The following is a 20,763-nucleotide window of genomic DNA, read 5'->3' as shown; positions in this document are numbered from 1 at the left end:
GGTAAGCGATCGCACTATCTTTCTGATGTTACATGATTCACTTGAATATTCCCTCAACGATTTGCAAAAAGATGTGCGAACTAAATTTGCAGACTTTTATTATCCAAGATGCGTAGACACACTTTTTTAAGATTTTGCATTAACATTGGTGCATTTTTATTGCTAGCCCTAGTAGACAGTGAAGTAATTATTGACGGATAGAGGCGATGCAATTTAATTCGAGCATCAGCAGTAGTAAATTGCCAGTTAACTTTACAAGAGAGAGAATTTCTGCAATTTTGCCAAGCTGAGATTTCCTGAATCAAAAGCTGTTTATCAGGAATACGACGGTCGAGACATTGCCGATTTAAAACACTCAACTCAATTTCAGCCATGTTTAGCCAACTACCATGTTTAGGCGTGTAGTGAAATTCGATTTTGTCCAGAATTCTTCTGGCTTCAGAAGGCAAAAAAGCCTTGTAAAGAGATGCTTTAACGTGAGTATTTAGATTGTCTTGAGCCAGCCGAATCTTGATGGCATGGGGATAACGTTGGTCAACCAAATATTTGATTTGGTGAGCATAATCAATTTGGGTACGATGGTCAGTCACGACCACATGCCGACATCCAACTAAAGGCTCAAACATCATAAACAAATTACAAACGCCTTCGCGTTGATATTCATAGTCATAGCGTTCGACTTGTCCTGTTGATGCGGGTATAGGTGGTCTGACTTCAGAAATTAATTGCTTAGAGCTTTCATCAAGGCAAACTAAGGGATAATCAGGGGCATAAGGACGAGTGTACAATTCGAGAATCTCTTCCATCTGGCAAACAAACTCGGCATTAGCTTCAGGAGGTATCACCCATGATGCATTTAACCAAGGCTTAAGTTCGTTTTTTTTAGCACCTGTCTCACACTTTCATGGGAAATACTCTCGACATATCCCTTAGTGACAATTTGGTCAGCTAATAATCTTAATGTCCAACGACTACGACCTTCTGGTGGACTACTGCAAGCTATAGCTATCAAATGTGCTTCTGTTTCTCCGTCTAGTTTTTTCAGTTTCAATGTATGCCGTGGACGGGGTACGAGTGCATTGTATAATCCCTCTTCGACAAATCTTTGCCTCACTCGTTCAATTGTTCTGATGCTGATGTTAAAAATGTCACTAATCGATTGCTCTTTCCATCCTCCTTCCTCTTGATTCTCATCGACTTTTAGCAAAATATGAGCATGATTAATTTTGGCTGCTGCTGATTTGCCATTTTTGGTGATTTGTTCTAGCTTTTGTCTTTCTTCTTCGCTTAACTTCACTTTGTATCGTTTTGCTGGCATAGATTTTTCCTTACTCTTTTCCTATGCCTTTATCTTACCCGTCAATTTATCTTTGACCGTCTACTAGCGATCGCCAAAACTTTAAAACGAGCATCATGTGAGGACTATAATCAGCAATCGGTTAACCTAAGACTAGCGATCGCCAAAACTTTAAAACAAGCATCATGACTTCAAGCGCACAAAACCACCCCACATTTTTACTCGTTGACGGACATTCCCTCGCGTTTCGATCCTTTTACGCCTTTGGCAAACATCCCGAAGGTGGTTTGCGAACCTCGACAGGAATCCCCACTAGTATTTGTTTTGGCTTCTTGAAAGCATTAATTGAGATGCTCGATCGCGAAAAACCCACAGCCGTAGCGATCGCCTTTGATCTTGCTACACCCACATTTCGCCATGAGATTGACGATACTTATAAGGCAAATCGGGCGGAAACACCTGAAAGTTTTATTCCAGATATACAGAACTTACAGAAAGTTTTAGCAGCGATGAATCTGCCAGCAATTACTCAGGCAGGGTTTGAGGCGGATGATGTGTTGGGAACGCTCTCGCAGGCAGCGAGTGCTGAGGGTTACACTGTTAAGATTTTAAGTGGCGATCGCGATTTATTTCAGTTGATTGATGCGGACAAACGGATTTCGGTACTGAATATTGGGCAGAAAGATAAGATTGTGGAGTATCATGCTGAGCAGGTAAAGGAGAGATTGGGGGTATTACCTACGCAGGTTGTAGACTATAAAGCTCTATGTGGTGATGCTTCGGATAATATTCCTGGGGTGCGCGGAATTGGTGAGAAAACGGCGATTAAATTAATTGAGGAATATGGCAGCTTAGAGAACGTTTTGGCAGCCGTACCGAAAATGAAGGGAGCCATTAAAACCAAGCTGGAACAAGGACTTGAGGCAGCTAAGCATTCGCAGTTTATGGCGACAATCAAAACTGATGTCCCACTTCCGATCGCGATCGCCGACTGCCAATTAACAGGGTTTGATACTGCCGAGTTAATTCCTTTATTAGAAGAGCTTGAACTGAAAGCCTTTGTGAATCGCGTTGATCAGATTCAGGCAAAGTTGTCGGGGAATTATGATAAGAAGCCCTCACCCCCAGCCCCTCTCCCAGAGGGAGATGGGGGCAAGCCCTCTCAAAATCAAGGTAATGGAGAGGATGAGGAGTTGTGGTTTGACTTTGCCAAGCAGGAAACCGATCAGGCGATCGCAGCGACTGCTTCGCTTAAGTTAGATGTGCAGATTATTGACACAATTCCCAAATTAGAGCAGTTAGCAGCAACTTTCCGCAGTACGAAGCATCCTGTAGCATGGGATACGGAAACTTCGGCGCTAAATCCCTTTGAGGCGGAATTAGTAGGAATTGGTTGTTGCTGGGGAGACTCGATTAGTGAAGTTGCTTATATTCCATTGAGCCACAGTGAAGGGGAAAATCTGAAATGGGAAGAGGTGAGAGAAATTCTTAAACCCATTCTCGAAGATGCTAGTTATCCAAAATACTTACAGAATGCTAAGTTTGATCGCTTGATGTTTAAGGCAGCAGGAATTGAACTAGCAGGGGTAGTATTCGATACGATGATCGCTAGTTATGTGATCGATCCTGAAGCTAGTCATAAGCTCGATGATATGGCGATGGACTTACTCCAGATTCGCACTGTCAGCTACAAAACTCTAGTTGGTAAGCGCAAATCGATCGCCGAAGTAGATATCCCCTCTGTTGCCCAATATTGCGGCATGGATACATACATCACCTATCACATTAGACCAATTTTAGAGAAGGAATTAAAGGATGTTCCTGAACTCTGGGATTTATTTCAAAATGTCGAGATGACATTAGAGCCAATCCTTGCCGAGATGGAATGGCGTGGGATTACGATCGACAGAGATTTTTTGAGTACTTTTTCCTTGGAATTAGAGAAAGATTTAGATGCTTTAGCGATCGCAGCCCATCAACAAGCTGGTAAAGAATTTAATCTTAATTCACCTAAGCAGTTGAGTGAAATTTTAGAAGAAAAGCTTGGCGAAAAATTCACAAAGAAATCACGCAAAAGTAAGACAGGCTATTCCACTGATGTTACTGTTCTGAACAAGTTGGAAGGTGAAGATCCTCTAATTGACACGATTCTCGAAAATCGCACCCTTGCTAAACTAAAGTCCACCTATGTCGATGCTTTGCCATCGTTGATTCAGCCAAAGACTGGGCGCGTACATACCGATTTTAATCAAACTGTTGCCTCAACAGGACGCTTGAGCAGTTCTAATCCAAACTTGCAGAATATTCCCATTCGCACAGCTTTTAGTAAGCGGATTAGAGCAGGATTTTTGCCTGAAGAGGGTTGGATATTAATGTCGGCGGATTATTCGCAAATTGAACTGCGGATTCTTGCCCACTTGAGTCAAGAGCCTGAATTAATGAGAGCTTTTAATGCTGGAGAAGATGTACATACTGTCACGGCACAACTGCTCTTAGAGAAAGAAGAAGTAACTAGTGATGAGCGGCGCTTAGCGAAAATCATTAATTATGGCGTAATTTATGGAATGGGAGCGCAGAAATTTAGCCGTGATATCGGTGTGCCAGTCAAGGTCGCCAAGCAATTTATCGAGAAGTTTAACCAGCGCTATGAACGCATTTTTACTTATATGCAGGATCTAGAACTTGAAGCGGAACGGGACGGCTATGTGAAAACAGTTTTAGGAAGGCGGCGCTATTTCCGTGGACTGAGTCAGGTTGGTGGCTATCAAAAGGCGGCGCTGTTGCGATCTGCGGTCAATGCGCCAATTCAGGGAACTAGTGCCGATATTATCAAAATTGCGATGTTGCGAGTAGATGAACTCTTGCAAGACTATCAAGCAAGATTGCTCCTACAAGTCCATGATGAACTTGTGTTTGAAGTACCACCCGATGAAGTTGCCGAATTACAACCAAAAATCAAGGCGGCGATGGAGTCAGCAGTCGAACTTTCGGTTAAGTTGGAAGTGGATGTGCATACTGGTAAAAACTGGATGGAAGCCAAATAATTTAGGAACTCAAAGTCTTCTCAATGCGGCGATCGGGAATCAGCCACATGATCGCCACAGCAACATACAACATTAAAGCTAGCCATGAGTTCACAAAAGAAAGTAGAACTGCTACTGAATAAATCACGACGGATATCTTACCTTTAAAATCTCTACCGAGAGCGATCGCCAAAGTAGAGTCCTTACCATGATGCCAAACCAACACGCGACTAAGAATGTAATAGGCGATCGCTGACATTAATAGCACTACTCCATAGAGTGCAACTGGCATTGCTGCAAAGAAATTCTCGCCTGACCATGCTGTGACAAAGGGAATTAGAGATAGCCAAAATAGTAAATGCATATTAGCCCACAAAACCGCACCATTGACCTGTCTGACAGCCTGTAGCATATGGTGATGATTGTTCCAATAGATTCCTATATAAATAAAACTGAGGACATAGCTCAGAAATATAGGAATTAATGGACGTAGTGCGGCTAAGTCTGCTTCATGGGGTACTTTTAGTTCCAGTACCATGATCGTGATAATAATGGCAAGCACACCATCACTAAATGCCTCTAATCTGCCTTTAGTCATTGATTACATGGCTCCTCTAGTAATAAAAACCGCTAAAGTCGCACCCCGCAAGCTCGCAACTTTACGGATAATTATAGATTTCCTTAGCCAGTTTTGATGATGTGTAATTTTCTTATAGCTATAGGTCGCTAGGATTTAGTTTTTCGTATTTTTCAAAGGGTTGGTGAATCCAAGGATTGCCATCTAAAAAGTCCACATAATAATCTGGCTTTGCTAAAGAGCAAGCCTTAAACCATAAAACTGCCGATCGCACTTCCGTAATTGCAAACTCTTCATGCTGCTGAAGCCATTCGAGAATCCGCATCATGGTTACACCCGAATCAACCAAATCATCTACTAACAAGATCCTTTTACCAAGGGTATTAGTAGTCATAGTGATATTATTAGCGATCGTCAATTTCCCCCTTTCCTGAAAGTCTTTGCCGCCATAGGAAGAAGTCGAGAGAATCGCCAGAGGCTTGTTATAAATCCGCGAAAGCATATCACCAATGCGTAACCCCCCCCTAGCGAGACAGAGAATTTGATCAAATTCCCATTGAGATTGATAGATTTGGACTGCCAATTTCTCGATACTGGCGTGATATTCTTCCCATGAAACGTAAAGGTCTGACATAGTTGCGGATTTAGTTTATAACCCAGAAATTAGGTAGCGGTGTTTACAACAGCATCTAATTTTTGGTTTTTGGTTAGGGTTCTTCAATTTAATAAAAAATCAGATTTTTTATGATTCAGCGCAGCCGCGCCACAAAAAATCGTTTCTTTATTTTACTGCGCGTCCCTTAGGTACTTATAGTATCAATTAGTACATTCAATTGGACTTGTCGAAAAGTAAGCCTTAAACTGGAGATAGTTGAAAATCAGATAGGGAGACAAGATCGTGGTAGCTGCTATTGAGATTCCTTCTATTGCAAATGTTGCTGAGAAGCCGATTGAACGCCGACTCACTATCCAAGTTGCCGAAATCGCGGCGGACACGACCACGATTCGATCGCTTGATTGGGATCGCGATCGCTTTGATATCGAGTTTGGTTTGCAAAATGGTACGACCTATAACTCCTATATCATTCGTGGCGAAAAACTAGCTCTAGTTGACACCTCCCATGCTAAATTTCGTGAGCTATATCTCAATACGCTAAAAGAGCAAATCGATCCTGCTCAGATTGATTATTTAGTGATTAGTCATACGGAGCCAGACCATAGCGGCTTGGTCAAAGAAGTATTAGAGTTAGCCCCCAATGTCACGGTGGTAGCGACAAAGGTAGCGTTACAATTTCTCGGCGAACTAATCAATCAGCCTTTTAAGCAGCAAGTAGTTAAAAATGGCGATCAAGTTGATTTAGGTAATGGACATGTTTTGCAGTTTGTGAATGCGCCTAATTTGCACTGGCCAGACACAATGATGACCTTTGACCATGCCACATCGATTTTGTATACTTGCGATATTTTTGGAATGCACTATTGCAGTGATGCAATTTACGATGAAAATTTAAAAAGAATTACACCAGACTATCGCTTTTATTACGAATGCTTGATGGCTCCTAATGCGCGATCGGTAATTTCGGCAATGAAGCGGATGGATGAATTGCCACAGGCGGAAATCGTGGCAAATGGACATGGACCATTACTGCGCTATAACGTCAAAGAACTAACGGAAAACTACCGCCAATGGAGCCAAGCGCAAACTAAAGGCGAAACTAACGTTTTGGTTTGCTATGTGTCCGACTATGGCTATTGCGATCGCCTCTCTCAAGCAATCGCTCGCGGAATCGCAAAAACTGGTGTGGCTGTAGAAATGGCAGATCTTAAAGCGATCGATTTACAGGAATTACGTGAACTTGTTGCCCATGCATCAGGTTTAGTCGTCTGCACACCGCCAGCATCGAATACCCATGTGGAAACGGCGATCGGTGCAATTCTTGCGGCAGCCAGCGAAAAGCAAGTAATTGGGCTATACGAACCGCATGGAGATCAAGATTCATCCATTGATCTGCTGAATAATCGGTTTAAAGATTTGGGTGTAGTCACCGCTTTCCCAGCCATTAAGGTACGGGAAAATCCCAACGAAGCTACTTATCAAACCTGTGATGAAGCAGGTACTGACTTGGGACAATTGCTAACTCGTAAGCAAAATATCAAGCAACTCAAGGCGATCGACGCAGATCTTGATAAAGCTTTGGGACGTTTAGCAGGTGGTTTGTATATTATCTCGGCTGCCAAAGGCGGCGCACGTAGCGCCATGTTAGCTTCTTGGGTTGCCCAAGCTAGTTTTAAACCATTAGGCTTTACGGTCGCAGTGGCAAAGGATCGGGCGATCGAGTCGTTTATGCAAGTAGGCGATCGCTTTGTCTTGAACATACTTGAAGATGGCAATTATTCTAAATTGATGCAACATTTCCTCAAGAGATTTGCTCCTGGAGCCGATCGCTTTGAAGGTGTCAAAACCCAGTTATCAAGCTTTGGTGCACCAATTCTCACTGATGCTCTTGCCTTTATCGAGTGTGAAGTCATGAGTCGGATGGAATGTAGCGATCACTGGATTATCTATGCGATCGCTGAAGAAGGTCGAGTTTCAAAACCTGAGTCTCTCACCGCCGCTCACCACCGCAAAGTTGGGAATCATTACTAAAAAAGAGGGCGCAAAGCGCCCTCTTTTTTCAATAGGAAACAAGGGCGCAAAGCGCCCTTGTTTCAATAGGCACTAAAGGCGCTTTGCGCCTTTAGTGTTTAGTTGGGGTAAAAATCTTGATTAAAAACTTGAACGAAAGTATAAGGACATTCTGACGGTAAATCATTTTTATCCAATGGTGTCTCTTTAACGACTAGTGCGATCGCTTGTTTATAGGATTTAGCGATCGCTTCTTCTAGATATGGCTTGAGACTAGAATTTTCACTAACCAGTTCGAGTATTTCCTCCCGTTGCAAATCAATAGTAATTCTCCAACTTTTACCCCGCAGAGATGGCTGATATTCCCACTTGAGCAAATGCCCAATTAAAACTCCAAACCGATTTCGCAATTCCTGCTTTTGCTGTTTACCCAAAGACTCTATTTCCTCCGCGAGATTTTCGAGATCTAGCCCTTCTAGCTTGCCGAGTCTAAGTAATTGAGCTTGTTCCTGTGTCCATGCGTAGAAATCTTGCTCGTATTGATCTTTAGCTTTTCTAGTTAACGGATAGACATCATTTAACTTGCTTGTATTCAGCATTTTTATTCTCCCATGACAGGATATGTAGCGCGACGGGCTATCTATGCTTACACTATAGCGTTTTTGATTTCCTACACTTTACCAAAGCGCCGATCGCGTTCTTGATAATCAATTAGCGCTCGATGAAACTCATTGCGATCGAAATCTGGCCAAAGTGTATTCGTAAAATACATTTCCGTATAAGCCATTTGCCAAAGCAAAAAATTACTCAAGCGCATTTCACCACTAGTCCGAATTAACAGATCAGGATTATGGTTTCCTGCTGTGTATAGATGTTGCTCAAACACATTTTCATCAATATTCTCAGGCTGAATTTCTCCAGCTAAAGTTGCCTCAGCAATTTGGCGACAGACCTTGACGATTTCGCGACGACTGCCATAGTTGATCGCCACAGTAAAATGAATAGCCTGATTATTGGCTGTAGCCGTTTGCGATCGCTCTATTTCCGATCGCAAAGACTTAGACAAAGAATCAAGATCACCCACAAACGAAATGCGTACTCCTTCACGGCACATTTCCTCCAATTCACGACGCAACATCCGCTCAAATAAAACCATCAAGAAGTCAACTTCTTGAGCAGGTCGGCTCCAATTTTCCGTAGAAAAGGCATAGACCGTCAGGGCTGCAATTCCCCAATCTTTGCAGCATCGTAATAAATCCTTCAAGGCATCCACACCCTGACGATGACCAGCAATTCTGGGCATTCCTTTTTGCTTTGCCCAACGTCCGTTACCGTCCATAATTACGGCTACGTGTTTGGGCAAGCGTTGATGATCAAGGTCTGGTGGCAAAGTTTGCAATAGCTTAGCTGTCATTTCTTTTCTGACGATTTTCGGCTTACCATATTTTTGAGAATTGAGTTTGACCAGAGCCAATTAAAGCGTGGCACTGTTCTTCCTAAGGTCGTTGGACGATAATTACCTAGTTTAGTTTCTAATATTTCTCGTAGACGGCTACTGGAGATTGGACGATCTAATATGCCATTTTCCGCGATCGCAATCGATCCTGTTTCTTCTGAAACAACAATACAAAAACAATTTCTAACGCGATCAGTAATGCCCATAGCAGCACGGTGTCTTGTGCCAATTTCTCTTGAGGCAGCTCGTTCAGAAATTGGCAAAATTACACCAGCCGCCAGAATGCGATCTTCTCGAATCAAAATGGCTCCATCATGCAAAAGCGTTGAAGTTTGGAAAATTGTATGCAATAGCTCTTTTGATAACAAAGCGTTAAGTTTCACCCCTGGTACTGAAAAATCACGATCATCAATTGGTTCACCTGTCTCAATAATCATCAATGCACCTGTACGGTTTTGCGATAGCTCAATCACAGCGTCATTAATTTCTTCAATTACTGAGTCAGTCTCCACAGGCGATCGCCGATTCGTTGTCGGTTGAATCAACGAGAGTAAATCGCCACGTCCTAGACGTTCTAAAAATCGGCGTAGCTCTGGCTGCAAAATTACCGCCATCGCCACGGCTGCTCCAATTAATAACTTATCGAGAACAAAGTTGAGCAATCGCATACCAAGGCGATCGCTCAACACACTCGCGATAAGTAAAAAGATGATCCCCCTCACCATCAATAGGGTGCGGCGATCATTGCTGAGGGACAGCATGAAGTAGATCAATCCCAATACCGCAAGGATATCGATCGCCCTCATAATGAATGCAATTGAGTTGATATTAAACCACTGCATTCATCGACCTCTCATTCACAACTCAACTCCAACTACTTCCGTAATAACAAAACATAAAATGGATGTGCGTTTTATGTTTTTAAAACCCTAACTTGATTTTGTTTTTAATTCACAAAAGTGTGACGACACTTTTGTGAATTGCTACATTACCAGAACATAAAACGGCTAGGCTGGTTTATGTTTTTAAAACTCCTATTAGGTTTGTTCTTAATACCAAGTTAAGAAATGGCTACGCCATTTCTTAACTTGAAAAACATTACTGGGTTTGACTTTTATGAATTAAAAGTGTCGTCATACTTTTGTGGATTGGCATAATCTCTCTGGTAGACAATCTTGACGCAATAGATCCTCACGGGTTTCTCGTTTGATGATCAAACTAGATTCACCACTCCCCACAACTACCGCCGCAGGCTTAGGCAATCGATTGTAATTCGATGCCATGCTGTAATTGTATGCGCCTGTACCAAATACCACGAGAATATCTCCAGCATGAGTCTCAGGCAATTGAATATCTTTAATTAAAATATCACCTGATTCACAATGCTTACCTGCGATCGTTACAGTTTGCGACAAGGATGCACTCATGTGATTGGCTACCACAGCACGATATTTTGACTGATAGGTAATCGGACGAGGGTTATCCGACATGCCACCATCAACAGTGATGTAGGTACGAATATCAGGAACCGTTTTGCTTCCCCCAATCGTATAGGCAGTTACACAGGTCGCGCCAACTAGCGATCGCCCTGGTTCACAGAGTAGTTTAGGTAGCGCTAATCCTGCGGTAACAAAAGCATCGGTTACACCAGCACTGACAGTTTTGATCCATTCTTCGATGCTAGGAGGATCATCAGACTCTACATAGCGAATCCCTAGACCACCACCAATATTTAGCTCAGAAAATTTCAAGCCATACTTGTCTCCAGCGAGTTTAAACCACTGCACCATCACGCCACCAATATCTTGATGTGGCTGCAACTCAAAAATTTGTGAACCAATATGAGCATGGATACCAATGCAGTTGAGGTTAGACTGAGCAACAAAAGCAAATACCGCTTCTATTTCATTGGGATCAAAGCCAAATTTACTGTCTATATGTCCTGTTTGAATATATTCATGGGTGTGGCATTCAATCCCAGGAGTCAAACGCAACATGATCCTTGGCGCGTTAAAACTTACCTCAAGGGATTGCTCTTTAGCAAGATTAGCCAAAGTTTTTAGCTCATGCCAGTTATCTACGACAATGGTGCAGCCTGACTCTAGGGCATAGCTAAGTTCATCAGCAGATTTATTATTACCATGAAAATAAATCAAACTCGGCGAAACTCCAGCCCGCAAGGCGGTCAAGATTTCACCTGCGGAAACTACATCAATGCCTAGCCCTTCAGAACTAACGATCGCACAAACCGCTAGGCAGCTCCATGCCTTAGAAGCATATAAAACCTGAGCCTGTCCTTGATAATGCTTTGCAAAAGCATCTCGATATTGCTGGCAGGCTGTTCTAAGACTAACTTCATCCAAAATATAAAGTGGTGAACCATATTGGCTCACTAAGTCCACTACATCACAACCACCTATTTCCAGATGATCGTTAGAATTAACTATGGCAGTTAAGGGCAGAAGCTGTTGATTAGGAGACAAACTATCTAAGCTTGAAGTCGTATTTTGCAATGAATTAGACTGAATTGGGGAAATGGTCTCTTGTCTGAGACTGGGTAAAACGGTAGTCATGAAATACCAATAACAATAAATTTGAGCAAAGTTTTCCTAATCTATTATAAAAAATAGCGGCAATTTTATTTGGAAAGCGGCAATAAAGAGTATTAGGGTGGAAAATACCCACCCTAATACTCTTTAATCTATTTTTTCTAGGTTGAGCGATCGCTGTAACTCTTCGATCTCATCTTTATGGGCGCGTACTTTAAGTCTTGTCTCAGGTAAAAGTTGCAAACTAACTTGACGTTCACGAGGAGTGCCACGCCAGTAAAACACACCCGCGATCGGCGAAAAGATCATTAGCCATAACCAAAGATTCTCCAAATCAGGGATTAAAATACCCAACACTATACCCAGACAAATTAAGCCAACTGCTGCGAGTATTGTCAGAAATATTGCTAAAAAAAGACTTGGCTTTACTTGACCTGAGAGGGTTGCAACATCTCGTGCTGGATCAATCTCAATTACTTTGTAAGCTCTTTGCTGAAAATGATCGCGCACTTGCTTCAATAGGTGATCGTCCGTAACTTCTTCTAAAGTGAATAGTGCATCAGTTGTGCGATCGCGGATTGAACCACGCAAAAAAGAAATTAACCCAATAAACAACAGAATTGTTAAGAACAGGGTAGAGTATATTGTCGGAATAGTTGCAGGCATTCGGGCTGAGATGTGATGGGTTTTGGTTACAGTCTGAATCAATCACTTATATTATAAGTAAGTAAACATGCTTAAAGTGCTTTGCGCTCAAACCCAAACCAAGGTATTTTTTAAAAGTGTTGCGAAGCAACACTTTTAAAAAATACCTTGAGGCTCGTTTGATTGGTAATTGCTGTAAATCTAAAGCCCAAAAACCTATGATGCGATCGTAGCGGACGCAATAGGTTGTTCTAAAAGATAATTGCTGATACTCAAATTTAAAATTTGATATATCATCCTGATTTTGATATAAAGATTAACGATCAAGGGTTCAACGATTAAAGCTACTTAGGTAAAAACAACGATGACTGAATATCCTAAAGCTACCTATGTAGGCAAGTATGTCGATGATTCGTTTAAACTTGCCAAATTTTTCAGAGTACTCCGCAAGCGTTGGATCGTCATCGTCGCTGTATCGGTCACCGTATTCGCTGGAAACACTTACTATACATTTACCAGAACTCCACAATATCGCTCAAGTGCTTCTCTTCTAGTCAATACAACGATCGCTGTATCAGATATTCAACTCCCAGGTTTATCCACTAGCTCTCTGGTTAATCTTGGTACAGAAGTCGCCATCCTGAAGAGCCGACCTCTCATTGAAATTGCTGTTTCTAAAATGCAGCAATCCCCATCAGCGCTCTCCTTCAAAGACCTTGACCCGTTGACGATCATGAACGGATTAGATATCCGTCCCGAAAAAGATACGATGGTTTTGCGTCTTACCTATACAGATAGCGATCCTAAGCGAGCGCGAGAAGTTTTAACTGCATTAACCCAAACTTATGTTGAATACAGTTTAAAAGATCGCCGTACTAAATCCAGTACTGCGATTAAATTTATTCAAGACAAACTTCCACAGGTTAAGCAACAACTTGATAAGTCGGCTCTAGCGGTTACACAATTCCGTAAAACCTACAATATTGTCGATCCTGATACCTATGCCGCCTCCGTTTACAAAATGCGTGAGGCTTTAGAAACTCAAGCTCAAGATTTACAAATTAAAATCGCTCAAGTCCAACAACAGTATGAAGCACTTAGCCGTCAAGTTGGTAAATCACCAGAAGCAGCGATCGGTAGTGCGATTTTGCAGCAAGATACTCCTTACCAGTCACTAGTTAAACAATTCCAAGAAGTTGAAACTAACTACTTTTTAGAGCGAACTCGATTTCGTGAAGATCATCCTACTGTTATAGCCCTCAAAGATCGTCGTGATGAACTCTATCGATTGCTGGAGACTCGCGCTCAGTCAATAGTAGGCGTTAGAGGCAATACGACAAATATTACTAATGAGCCTAATAGTGCAATTCAGCAAAACCTAGCTTCTCAGTTATTTGATACTCAAACTACCCTTGCCGTAAGCCAAGCTCAACTAGAGAGCATTCGCAATGCCCAGTCTGAGGTTGCTACCGCCTTTTCTAAGATCCCCCAGATTCAGCAAAGGTATGTAGAAATTCAAAGACAACTTGCCCTTGATACATCAACCTACAATAAGCTGAGTGAAAAGCTAGAAGAATTAAGAATTTCTGAGGCTCAAGAAATTTCATCATGGAAAGTTTTAGAACCACCTCTTATTCCGATTAAGCCATCTTCTCCAGATATCGAGAGGAGTTTAATTACTGGAGCAATTTCTGGAATAACACTAGGAATCTTATTTGCTCTGTTACTCAATCGCTTAGATCAGCGCATTCGTGAAGTGGAAGAAGTAAGGGAAATGATTGATATTCCTTTACTTGCTTCAATTCCGATGACAGAAATATCCTCATTGATGCCAGCAAGTAGTCAAGGGATATTGCCATCTAGTAGTTATTACGCTTTTAAAGAGGCGCTGGGTTCGCTGGCTTTAAATTTGCGCTACTTAGGTACTGATGACATGATGAAAGTAATCGCTTTTACTTCGTCTGTACCTTCTGAAGGTAAGAGTACTTTGACTTATAATCTTGCCAATGTTCTATCGACTCTGGGATATAGAGTTCTCTTAGTTGATGCCGATATGCGAAAGCCAACCATTCATAAGTTAGCGAGACTAAGCAATAAAGTTGGATTGTCTACGGCTTTAGCTACACCTAGCTTATGGCAAGATCTGATTCAGGCAGGAGATGATCTTGGTAATTTGCATATTTTGACATCAGGTTCTATTCCTCCAAATCCGATGTTATTGCTAGAGTCCAGTAAGATGGCAGCACTATTACAAGAATGGAGACAAGAGTATGACTATGTATTGGTTGACACTCCACCTGTAATTGGCATAACTGATGCTCAATGTTTGACCTCAAAGGTTGATACATTTATTTTAGTAGCGGCAATTAATCGTTCAACTAGAAGTGGAATTTCCCGTGCATTAGAGATTTTATCGACAGCAAGAGCAAATGTTTCTGGTTTGTTGATTAATATGATTGGTTCCTCTGATAGTGAGTATCATTATAGTTACTACAATCACTACTACCTGAATGCCTCAGAAACCGAAGAAGAGGAATCTGATACGGAAGTAGAAGTTATTGAAAATTAAACCTAAAGAGAATGTCTGCGGCGCTTTGCGCCGCAGACATTCTCTTAAAAATCTACACCACGTTTGAGATCTACGCCTTTTTCGGCATAGTGCTTGTGGCAGACCATTTCTGAGTGAACGGATGCAAGGTCAAAATAAGCAGGCTGATTGAGGCAACGCCCTGTAATGATCACTTCAGTATCGCGGGATTTTTTGAGTAAGGCTTGGCAGATTGGCTCGACGGGTAATAAATCTAGATCAACAGTGGGATTTAATTCGTCAAGGATGATCGTTTTGTAAAGTCCTGAAGCGATCGCTGCCTGAGCGATTTCCCAACCCCGTTGCGCTTCGATGCAGTCCATTTCCTGTTGTTGACCACGCCAGACGATCGCATCACGTCCACAGCGCTGATGATCGATCACATGGGGATAGCCACGTTTGAGGGCAGCGATCGCCGCGTCTTCGGTATAGCCAGCTCCCCCCTTGAGCCATTGCATGATTAACACACGATGGGAGAGATCGCGGCTAATGCCTGTACCGATCGCCTTGAGCGATCGCCCCAAAGCCGAGGTGCTTTTGCCCTTACCTGCACCTGTATAAATCTCGATCCCTGTCACATCATATTTTTCGGCATGGGCATCATCATGCGATCGCATTTCCGAGTGTAGATCGGCAATATCAATTAAGGCTTGAGGTGCGCCGCGTCCTGTGCAGATTACTTCGAGATGGGGTGGTTTATGTTTTAAGTCTTTAACGACACGATCGACGGGGATCAACCCTAAATCAAGAACGGGATTAATTTCATCGAGGACAACTACAGAATATAGTCCTGAAGCCATCGCACCTTTGGCGATCGCCCAACCTCGTTCTGCTTCTTGGCGATCAAAAGGTGTGACATGCTCAGCATCAAAAAATTCGGCGCGACCAGTTCGCACATGGTCGATCAAGTGCGGAAATCCTTGCTGTAATGCGGAAATCGCCGCATCCTCAGAATATTCACGTTCAGCCCCCTTGAGAAATCGCAATAATAAAATTCTTGTGCCAAAGGGTGATGTATCGGACATGCCTAGTCCTAGCGATCGCAAAACTACGCCCAAAGCTGCCTGTGATTTGCCTTTGCCTGTTCCGTCATAAACATGGATTTGTCCGATCTCACGCTCGGGACGCACCTGTGCGGTCATGATGCCTATCGCTGCCATGTTTTTATCTAAGCTCTTTCATTTCTCATTCACTGTGATTATATCGAAAACCCAAAACATAAAGGCGGCGCGAAGCGCTGCTTTTATGTTTTTAAGCAGCCAAAAGTTCATTGAGCTTATTTTTTAGATCTGGGGATGTTTTTAATGGATTGTAGATCTCGCCTGCATAGGGTTGCCAGACATAATGAGGACTAAATGATCGAAAAGATGACAATATTCCCAATTCTTGTGGGATGGATTTTGCTAAGACTAATCCAGCAAAACATAAGTTAGGCAAGTCTTCTATGAGTTCGCTGTAGGTTCGGAATTCATCGACTTCAACGCCAACTAGGGCATAGCGAAAGGTCGGAGCAAATTTTAGAGATTGATACAGTAAAATCCCTAGCTCTGTCATGGAATATGCGCTTTCGGGGCTATCGATGCCAATTTCACTAATATTGCTCGGCAAAACTCGACACCACCAGTTTTCTTCCATATCTTGAAAGGTTTCGGCACGGCATTTACATTGTTGATGATTGGCAAATGTCAATACTAGCCCGTCAAAATATTGAGCAAATTCGTTTGCATTATGCTCTTCAGAACCACATTCTGCTGACAAACTAAATATCCATGCCATCTTTAAAGACTCCTATTTGCATATATTGCTAATCAACCCTTTCCCAATAGTTTTGAGTATTGGCTAAGGCGGCTTCGTACTTTGCTAGAGACATTGTGGTTCTTGGCAAAATACTAACGTGTGTAGCACTATCTTGAATCGCTTCTAAATCTCCAATGATGTAGCTATCATCAATTTGCCAAAGTGGATCTTTTCCTATTCCGCCAAATTTGGCAGGTTTCCGAAAATCTGGTAAGCCATCAATGGATAGGGAAACGGACATTCCTTTATGATCTCTAATCGCGACGGTGACAAACTCCCCTCGAATTTCGCGTTCTGAATCTGCCAATAAATACCCTTGCTTGTCGAGATAGCCTATGGGCATTTGCTCAATATTTATATCAATTCTAGGTCTAACTCCAAGTAATCTAGCACTTCGACCTATTTTCGGTTTACCGTTCTGCTCTGCCATGCCGCGATAGTAGAGTTTAGCCATTGTCAAATATTGATAGGTAGCATTACATTACGGCTTAATACACTAACCATATTTGCGTTTATCTGTGTATGCGTGCTAAAGTTTTTGAGTCCAAACAGATTAAGCATAGTGACTACTCTGGCAAGGAATCACTATGCTGGTCGTTGATTTGTTGTGGATAGCTAGCCTTAAAATTTAATTTGGGCTAGTAAATCAAGTAGTTAGAGGAAGAATTTATGAAAATTCTTTGTGAAACTACAGTACTTGCCATTATCTTGGCAGTTCTGCGTGGGAAAATGAATGCAAATGATGCGTTTATTTTGGTTCTTTTGGTAGTAGGTACATTTGCAGTGTAACTACAGCAAGGCAAGTGGGTGTAAATAACATCCGCTTGCTTTTTTGTCGATCTAGTGCTAGCACACAGGTTATTAGCACTCCCTAATACTACCACACTTTGAAAAAAAAATGCCCGATTCCCCGAAAGCGCTCCCGTAGTTAACATAGTTTTATATTCTCAAAGCAGGCAAAAAGCACATAAAACCACCACGATTTCTTCTCATTCCAAAACTTTAACGGTGATAAATTTCGGCTTTTTATACTTTGTTTATGCCTGACTTTAATACAGAATGCTAAAAGTCACCTCTTAGAGCCAATATATTTGTGTCATAAGGAGAGTTGCAACGCGATCGCTGGTTACCTTTACAGCTATGACTACAGCGATATAACACGAAGGCGATCTACAATCTGCCTAGATTCAAACTTTATACCCAAGCGTAAACAAAACGATATTTTCTGAATTAGAGATCACTTCTGATTCTAACTGTCCTAATTTTTAGATACCTTGTCTTCACTGCTCAAGAGTTCAGCATAGTCAGAAATCCCTGCTTCAGCTAGTTCTCGATCTTCCTGAGCGAACTCTTGATAGAGATTAGCAAACTGACTAATATTGACTGTCTCTTGACTAAATCTCGTTTGAAACTTGATAAAAGCAATAAAATCTGCAACTTGTTTTAGTTGTTGATCATTAAACTGGTCTAACTCCTGCTTAAGGTACTCCTTAGTGATTACTGTCATTGCTAAACATCTTGCAAATTCTCATCACAACTTCTCGCTCGATTATAAATTAAAAAATCAGGATTTTTAAATCAACCAATTCTCAACCGCCAAATTTGGCACACGGGAAAATTCACGTATATTTGCTGTCACTACCGTTAGATTGAGCGCTAAACCATGCGCCGCAATCAGCAAATCATTAGCTCCAATCGGTATTCCCTCTCGCTCTAAATATGCCCGAATCTCAGCATAATAAAACTCAACAGGAGACTCAAGGGGTAACACCACCATTAATTCAAGGATTTGATCTACTTGTTGTTTTAATCGAGATGAACTACTTTTTTCTACGCCAAACCGTAGCTCAGAAGCAACAATAATACTGGTACAGATACTCAATTCCCCAACTTCATCAATACGTTGAGCAACCTTTCCCGTAGGATGTTTGACCAAATCCGAGACAATATTTGTATCTAGCAAATAGCGATAAGTCATAGCTAAAACTGAATGTTATCAAGTGGAATTAGACCCTCATCAACGTTGGGAAAATCTTCATCAATATCTTCCAATGTTGCCAATAACTCCAATAAAGATTTTTTCTTAAATGGCTCAATAATTAGCCTTTCACCATCTCTACGAATAACCACATCATTACTAGGCATCTCCAACGCATGAGGAATATTCAAAGTTTGATTGCGTCCATTATGAAACAACCGAACTTGATATTGAGTAACCATAATTTTGCCTCACTGTAAAAATTCGTTTTTAGTTTAGCTCGGAGATCGCAATACCACCTCTGGCTCGATTATAAAAGAATCTGGTTTTCCGTTGTGGCTAATGCTAAAATCCACCTCTTAGAGCCAATATATTTGTGTCATGAGAAAATTTGCAGCGCGATCGCTAATTACCCTTGCAGCTATGACCACCACAATGTTAGCTGTGGCTACAGCAGTGCGATCGCAGCCCAAGCCCGCAACACCAAACACAACAACGTCAATCGAGATCTCGCGACCAGAGAAACCAGTAATTCCCTCAAGCAAAAAAGCTAGTTTCGTAAAAATGTTTGAAGACATTGCGATCGCACCAAGATTTACGCCGAAAGAGATCGAACTGCGGGGGATTAGTGGCGGTGGAGTTGAAACTCAAAAAAAATCAGGACGTAAAGTAACCGAGACAGGCGACTGCATTGGGTTTGTTGATGCAGAGCCTGATCACAGGATCACCCTGACAAAACCATTTCGTTCTCTAAAAATGCAAGTCAAAAGCTCAGGCGATACAATTCTACTAGTGCGCGGACCTGGGGGCAGTTGGTGTAGTGACGATGTAAGCGATCGCAACCCAGAAATTGGCGGCGACTGGCTAGAAGGAACCTATGAAGTGTGGGTTGGCTCTTACGAAGAAAACACCTCTTTTCCTTATTTACTCCAACTTACAGAGCAACCATAAAACAATTACGGGCGGCACGAAGCGTCTCCCGTAATTAAATTGGACAACCTAAAGTTTGACGGCTGTCATTTTTGGTGAATGGGTGCGTACCACTCGCGATCGTACAAAGATATAGGCGAGTGCGCTCGTCCAAATTCCGAACCCCCGTAAACTCCGTATCCGCACAAGTTCGTAAATTCTTGAAAATTGCACCCCGCAAATTTGTGCCCCGCAGATTAGAACCCTTCATAATTGAGCCTGTAAAATCAGCCTCTATCAGATTTGCACCACTAAAATTAGTAACACTCAAATTAGCTCGAATAAATTTACTATTAGAAGAGTTTGACCAAGTTAAATTTGCCCAACTTAGATCTGCATCCGAAAAATTGGCTCCTCTGAGTAAAGCTCCCCTGAGATTGGTTTCAATCAAGTTAGCCCCTGTCAAATTTGCCTCAATTAAATTAGCACTACTCAGATCAGCCTTATTTAAGGTCGAGCCACGCAAATCAATACCAATTAAGACAACACTGCGTAGTTGAGCGTTACTGAGATCTATGTTAGAAAAGTTACGTTGTCCCTGTCTATATAGTTCCAACAGTTGCGCGACTTCCAAAGTGGTACTCCTAACAAAATGGTATTGCTTAGTTAATTATCTTGAATTACTGCCAATAAAAATATAGTGATCGCCAGCAACTAGTAAATTGATTTGAAAATTTCGTTCTGAGCTAAAATTTTAGCTCACTTTAAGCTTTCATCTCAAGCCAAAATCATAAAAGCTACATATCACAACGTGATAACAACCAGTGTCTACTCAATGCGATCGCTATTCCCAAAAATCAACATTGAGCATTGTGTCGATATCGCGACCAAATTGCCATGTATCTGGAAATTGGTAGTCAGGATATTCAATCTTGATCCGCTTTAAGGAAGTTTCAAAGCAATCATCAAACATTTTCAAGAAGTGACGCTTGAGGCTAGGTGACTGCCTTAGCAGCGTTTTTAGTTCATCGCGTTGCTCGAATATTGTTAACAACCAGCCTCGATAACAGTCAGGCATATCAACATAGCATCGTTTCAGAATATGTTCGAGCAACCTTTTGAGCCTAGTTTCTACCTCGCGCTTATTACTACCTGACAAACCCTCTAACTCCTCTATTAAATTTTCGACATCAAGATTTTGAAAGTCACCCGCCTTCAATTGGGCGATCGCAGTCTCTAGCCATAGATCAAGATCGCGATCGTACAAAGATAATGATGGTGCAATTGCTTGAGTCATATTGCCTCATTGGATTTTTGGT

Annotated in this window: 19 protein-coding genes and 1 pseudogene; 4 read left to right on the top strand and 16 right to left on the bottom strand. The window is 41.9% G+C overall.

The window, feature by feature from the left end; genetic code table 11:
• Positions 1-188: 188 nt before the first annotated feature.
• Positions 189-1,318, bottom strand: a pseudogene (locus ABM313_RS23950) (IS630 family transposase); the annotation flags it as partial.
• Positions 1,319-1,482: 164 nt separating this feature from the next.
• Here ABM313_RS23950 and polA point away from each other — a divergent pair.
• Positions 1,483-4,341 (top strand): DNA polymerase I, encoded by a 2,859-nt coding sequence (gene polA / locus ABM313_RS23945; protein WP_434685629.1) that lies wholly within the window; start codon positions 1,483-1,485, stop codon positions 4,339-4,341.
• A gap of 1 nt (position 4,342) precedes the next feature.
• Here the strand turns inward: polA and ABM313_RS23940 are convergent, their stop codons facing one another.
• Together ABM313_RS23940 and ABM313_RS23935 are read right to left on the bottom strand one after the other, a co-directional pair.
• Positions 4,343-4,918, bottom strand: a complete 576-nt coding sequence (locus ABM313_RS23940; RefSeq protein ID WP_434685628.1) for a TMEM175 family protein — start codon at positions 4,916-4,918, stop codon at positions 4,343-4,345.
• A 118-nt stretch (positions 4,919-5,036) separates the two neighbouring features.
• A complete protein-coding gene (locus ABM313_RS23935) occupies positions 5,037-5,531 on the bottom strand; it encodes a phosphoribosyltransferase (protein ID WP_434685627.1) in 495 nt (164 codons plus the stop codon).
• Between the two features lie 291 nt (positions 5,532-5,822).
• Between ABM313_RS23935 and ABM313_RS23930 the strand changes: the two genes are divergently transcribed.
• Entirely contained in the window at positions 5,823-7,544 is a 1,722-nt protein-coding gene (locus ABM313_RS23930; RefSeq protein ID WP_434688588.1) for a diflavin flavoprotein, read from the top strand.
• 98 nt (positions 7,545-7,642) lie between these two features.
• On the opposite strand, the gene ABM313_RS23925 is transcribed toward ABM313_RS23930, so the two are convergent.
• The 5 genes from ABM313_RS23925 to ABM313_RS23905 all read right to left on the bottom strand — a co-directional run bounded on the left by ABM313_RS23925 (position 7,643) and on the right by ABM313_RS23905 (position 12,236).
• On the bottom strand, positions 7,643-8,122 hold the full coding sequence (locus ABM313_RS23925) for a DUF29 domain-containing protein (protein WP_434685626.1): 480 nt from the start codon (positions 8,120-8,122) through the stop codon (positions 7,643-7,645).
• 71 nt (positions 8,123-8,193) lie between these two features.
• Positions 8,194-8,937: a polyprenyl diphosphate synthase gene (uppS, locus tag ABM313_RS23920; protein WP_434685625.1), complete on the bottom strand. Its 744-nt coding sequence runs from the start codon at positions 8,935-8,937 to the stop codon at positions 8,194-8,196.
• Positions 8,934-9,821: a diadenylate cyclase CdaA gene (gene cdaA, locus ABM313_RS23915; protein WP_434685624.1), complete on the bottom strand. Its 888-nt coding sequence runs from the start codon at positions 9,819-9,821 to the stop codon at positions 8,934-8,936. Before cdaA ends, uppS begins: the two co-directional genes overlap by 4 nt.
• 291 nt (positions 9,822-10,112) lie before the next feature.
• On the bottom strand, positions 10,113-11,552 hold the full coding sequence (gene lysA, locus ABM313_RS23910) for a diaminopimelate decarboxylase (protein ID WP_434685623.1): 1,440 nt from the start codon (positions 11,550-11,552) through the stop codon (positions 10,113-10,115).
• Positions 11,553-11,675: 123 nt separating this feature from the next.
• The gene (locus ABM313_RS23905; RefSeq protein ID WP_434685622.1) at positions 11,676-12,236 is read right to left on the bottom strand and encodes a cofactor assembly of complex C subunit B; all 561 of its coding nucleotides are present in this window, start codon (positions 12,234-12,236) and stop codon (positions 11,676-11,678) included.
• Between the two features lie 301 nt (positions 12,237-12,537).
• Here ABM313_RS23905 and ABM313_RS23900 point away from each other — a divergent pair, with 301 nt between their 5' ends.
• Positions 12,538-14,742: a GumC family protein gene (locus ABM313_RS23900; RefSeq protein ID WP_434685621.1), complete on the top strand. Its 2,205-nt coding sequence runs from the start codon at positions 12,538-12,540 to the stop codon at positions 14,740-14,742.
• Between the two features lie 44 nt (positions 14,743-14,786).
• On the opposite strand, the gene ABM313_RS23895 is transcribed toward ABM313_RS23900, so the two are convergent.
• The 6 genes from ABM313_RS23895 to ABM313_RS23870 form a co-directional block, all read right to left on the bottom strand.
• Complete coding sequence (locus tag ABM313_RS23895) at positions 14,787-15,920, bottom strand: cob(I)yrinic acid a,c-diamide adenosyltransferase (RefSeq protein ID WP_434685620.1); 1,134 nt, start codon at positions 15,918-15,920, stop codon at positions 14,787-14,789.
• Positions 15,921-16,011: 91 nt separating this feature from the next.
• The gene (locus ABM313_RS23890) at positions 16,012-16,536 is read right to left on the bottom strand and encodes a hypothetical protein (protein ID WP_434685619.1); all 525 of its coding nucleotides are present in this window, start codon (positions 16,534-16,536) and stop codon (positions 16,012-16,014) included.
• Positions 16,537-16,564: 28 nt separating this feature from the next.
• Complete coding sequence (locus ABM313_RS23885; protein ID WP_434685618.1) at positions 16,565-17,011, bottom strand: hypothetical protein; 447 nt, start codon at positions 17,009-17,011, stop codon at positions 16,565-16,567.
• Positions 17,012-17,815: 804 nt separating this feature from the next.
• Positions 17,816-18,064, bottom strand: coding sequence for a hypothetical protein (locus ABM313_RS23880; protein ID WP_434685617.1), 249 nt, complete (start codon positions 18,062-18,064; stop codon positions 17,816-17,818).
• Between the two features lie 66 nt (positions 18,065-18,130).
• Positions 18,131-18,535: a type II toxin-antitoxin system VapC family toxin gene (locus ABM313_RS23875; protein ID WP_434685616.1), complete on the bottom strand. Its 405-nt coding sequence runs from the start codon at positions 18,533-18,535 to the stop codon at positions 18,131-18,133.
• Positions 18,536-18,537: 2 nt separating this feature from the next.
• Entirely contained in the window at positions 18,538-18,777 is a 240-nt protein-coding gene (locus tag ABM313_RS23870; protein WP_434685615.1) for an antitoxin, read from the bottom strand.
• A gap of 139 nt (positions 18,778-18,916) precedes the next feature.
• Here ABM313_RS23870 and ABM313_RS23865 point away from each other — a divergent pair, with 139 nt between their 5' ends.
• Positions 18,917-19,486, top strand: a complete 570-nt coding sequence (locus tag ABM313_RS23865; protein WP_434685614.1) for a hypothetical protein — start codon at positions 18,917-18,919, stop codon at positions 19,484-19,486.
• Positions 19,487-19,520: 34 nt separating this feature from the next.
• On the opposite strand, the gene ABM313_RS23860 is transcribed toward ABM313_RS23865, so the two are convergent.
• The gene (locus tag ABM313_RS23860) at positions 19,521-20,078 is read right to left on the bottom strand and encodes a pentapeptide repeat-containing protein (RefSeq protein ID WP_434685613.1); all 558 of its coding nucleotides are present in this window, start codon (positions 20,076-20,078) and stop codon (positions 19,521-19,523) included.
• A gap of 210 nt (positions 20,079-20,288) precedes the next feature.
• Positions 20,289-20,741, bottom strand: coding sequence for a DUF29 domain-containing protein (locus ABM313_RS23855; protein ID WP_434685612.1), 453 nt, complete (start codon positions 20,739-20,741; stop codon positions 20,289-20,291).
• Positions 20,742-20,763: the final 22 nt, after the last annotated feature.

The organism is Pseudanabaena minima str. Chao 2107 (genome assembly GCF_051131155.1).
Lineage (GTDB): Bacteria > Cyanobacteriota > Cyanobacteriia > Pseudanabaenales > Pseudanabaenaceae > Pseudanabaena > Pseudanabaena minima.
Note: the sequence above shows the minus strand (reverse complement) of the source record. Positions and strands in the feature narration are given on the sequence as shown.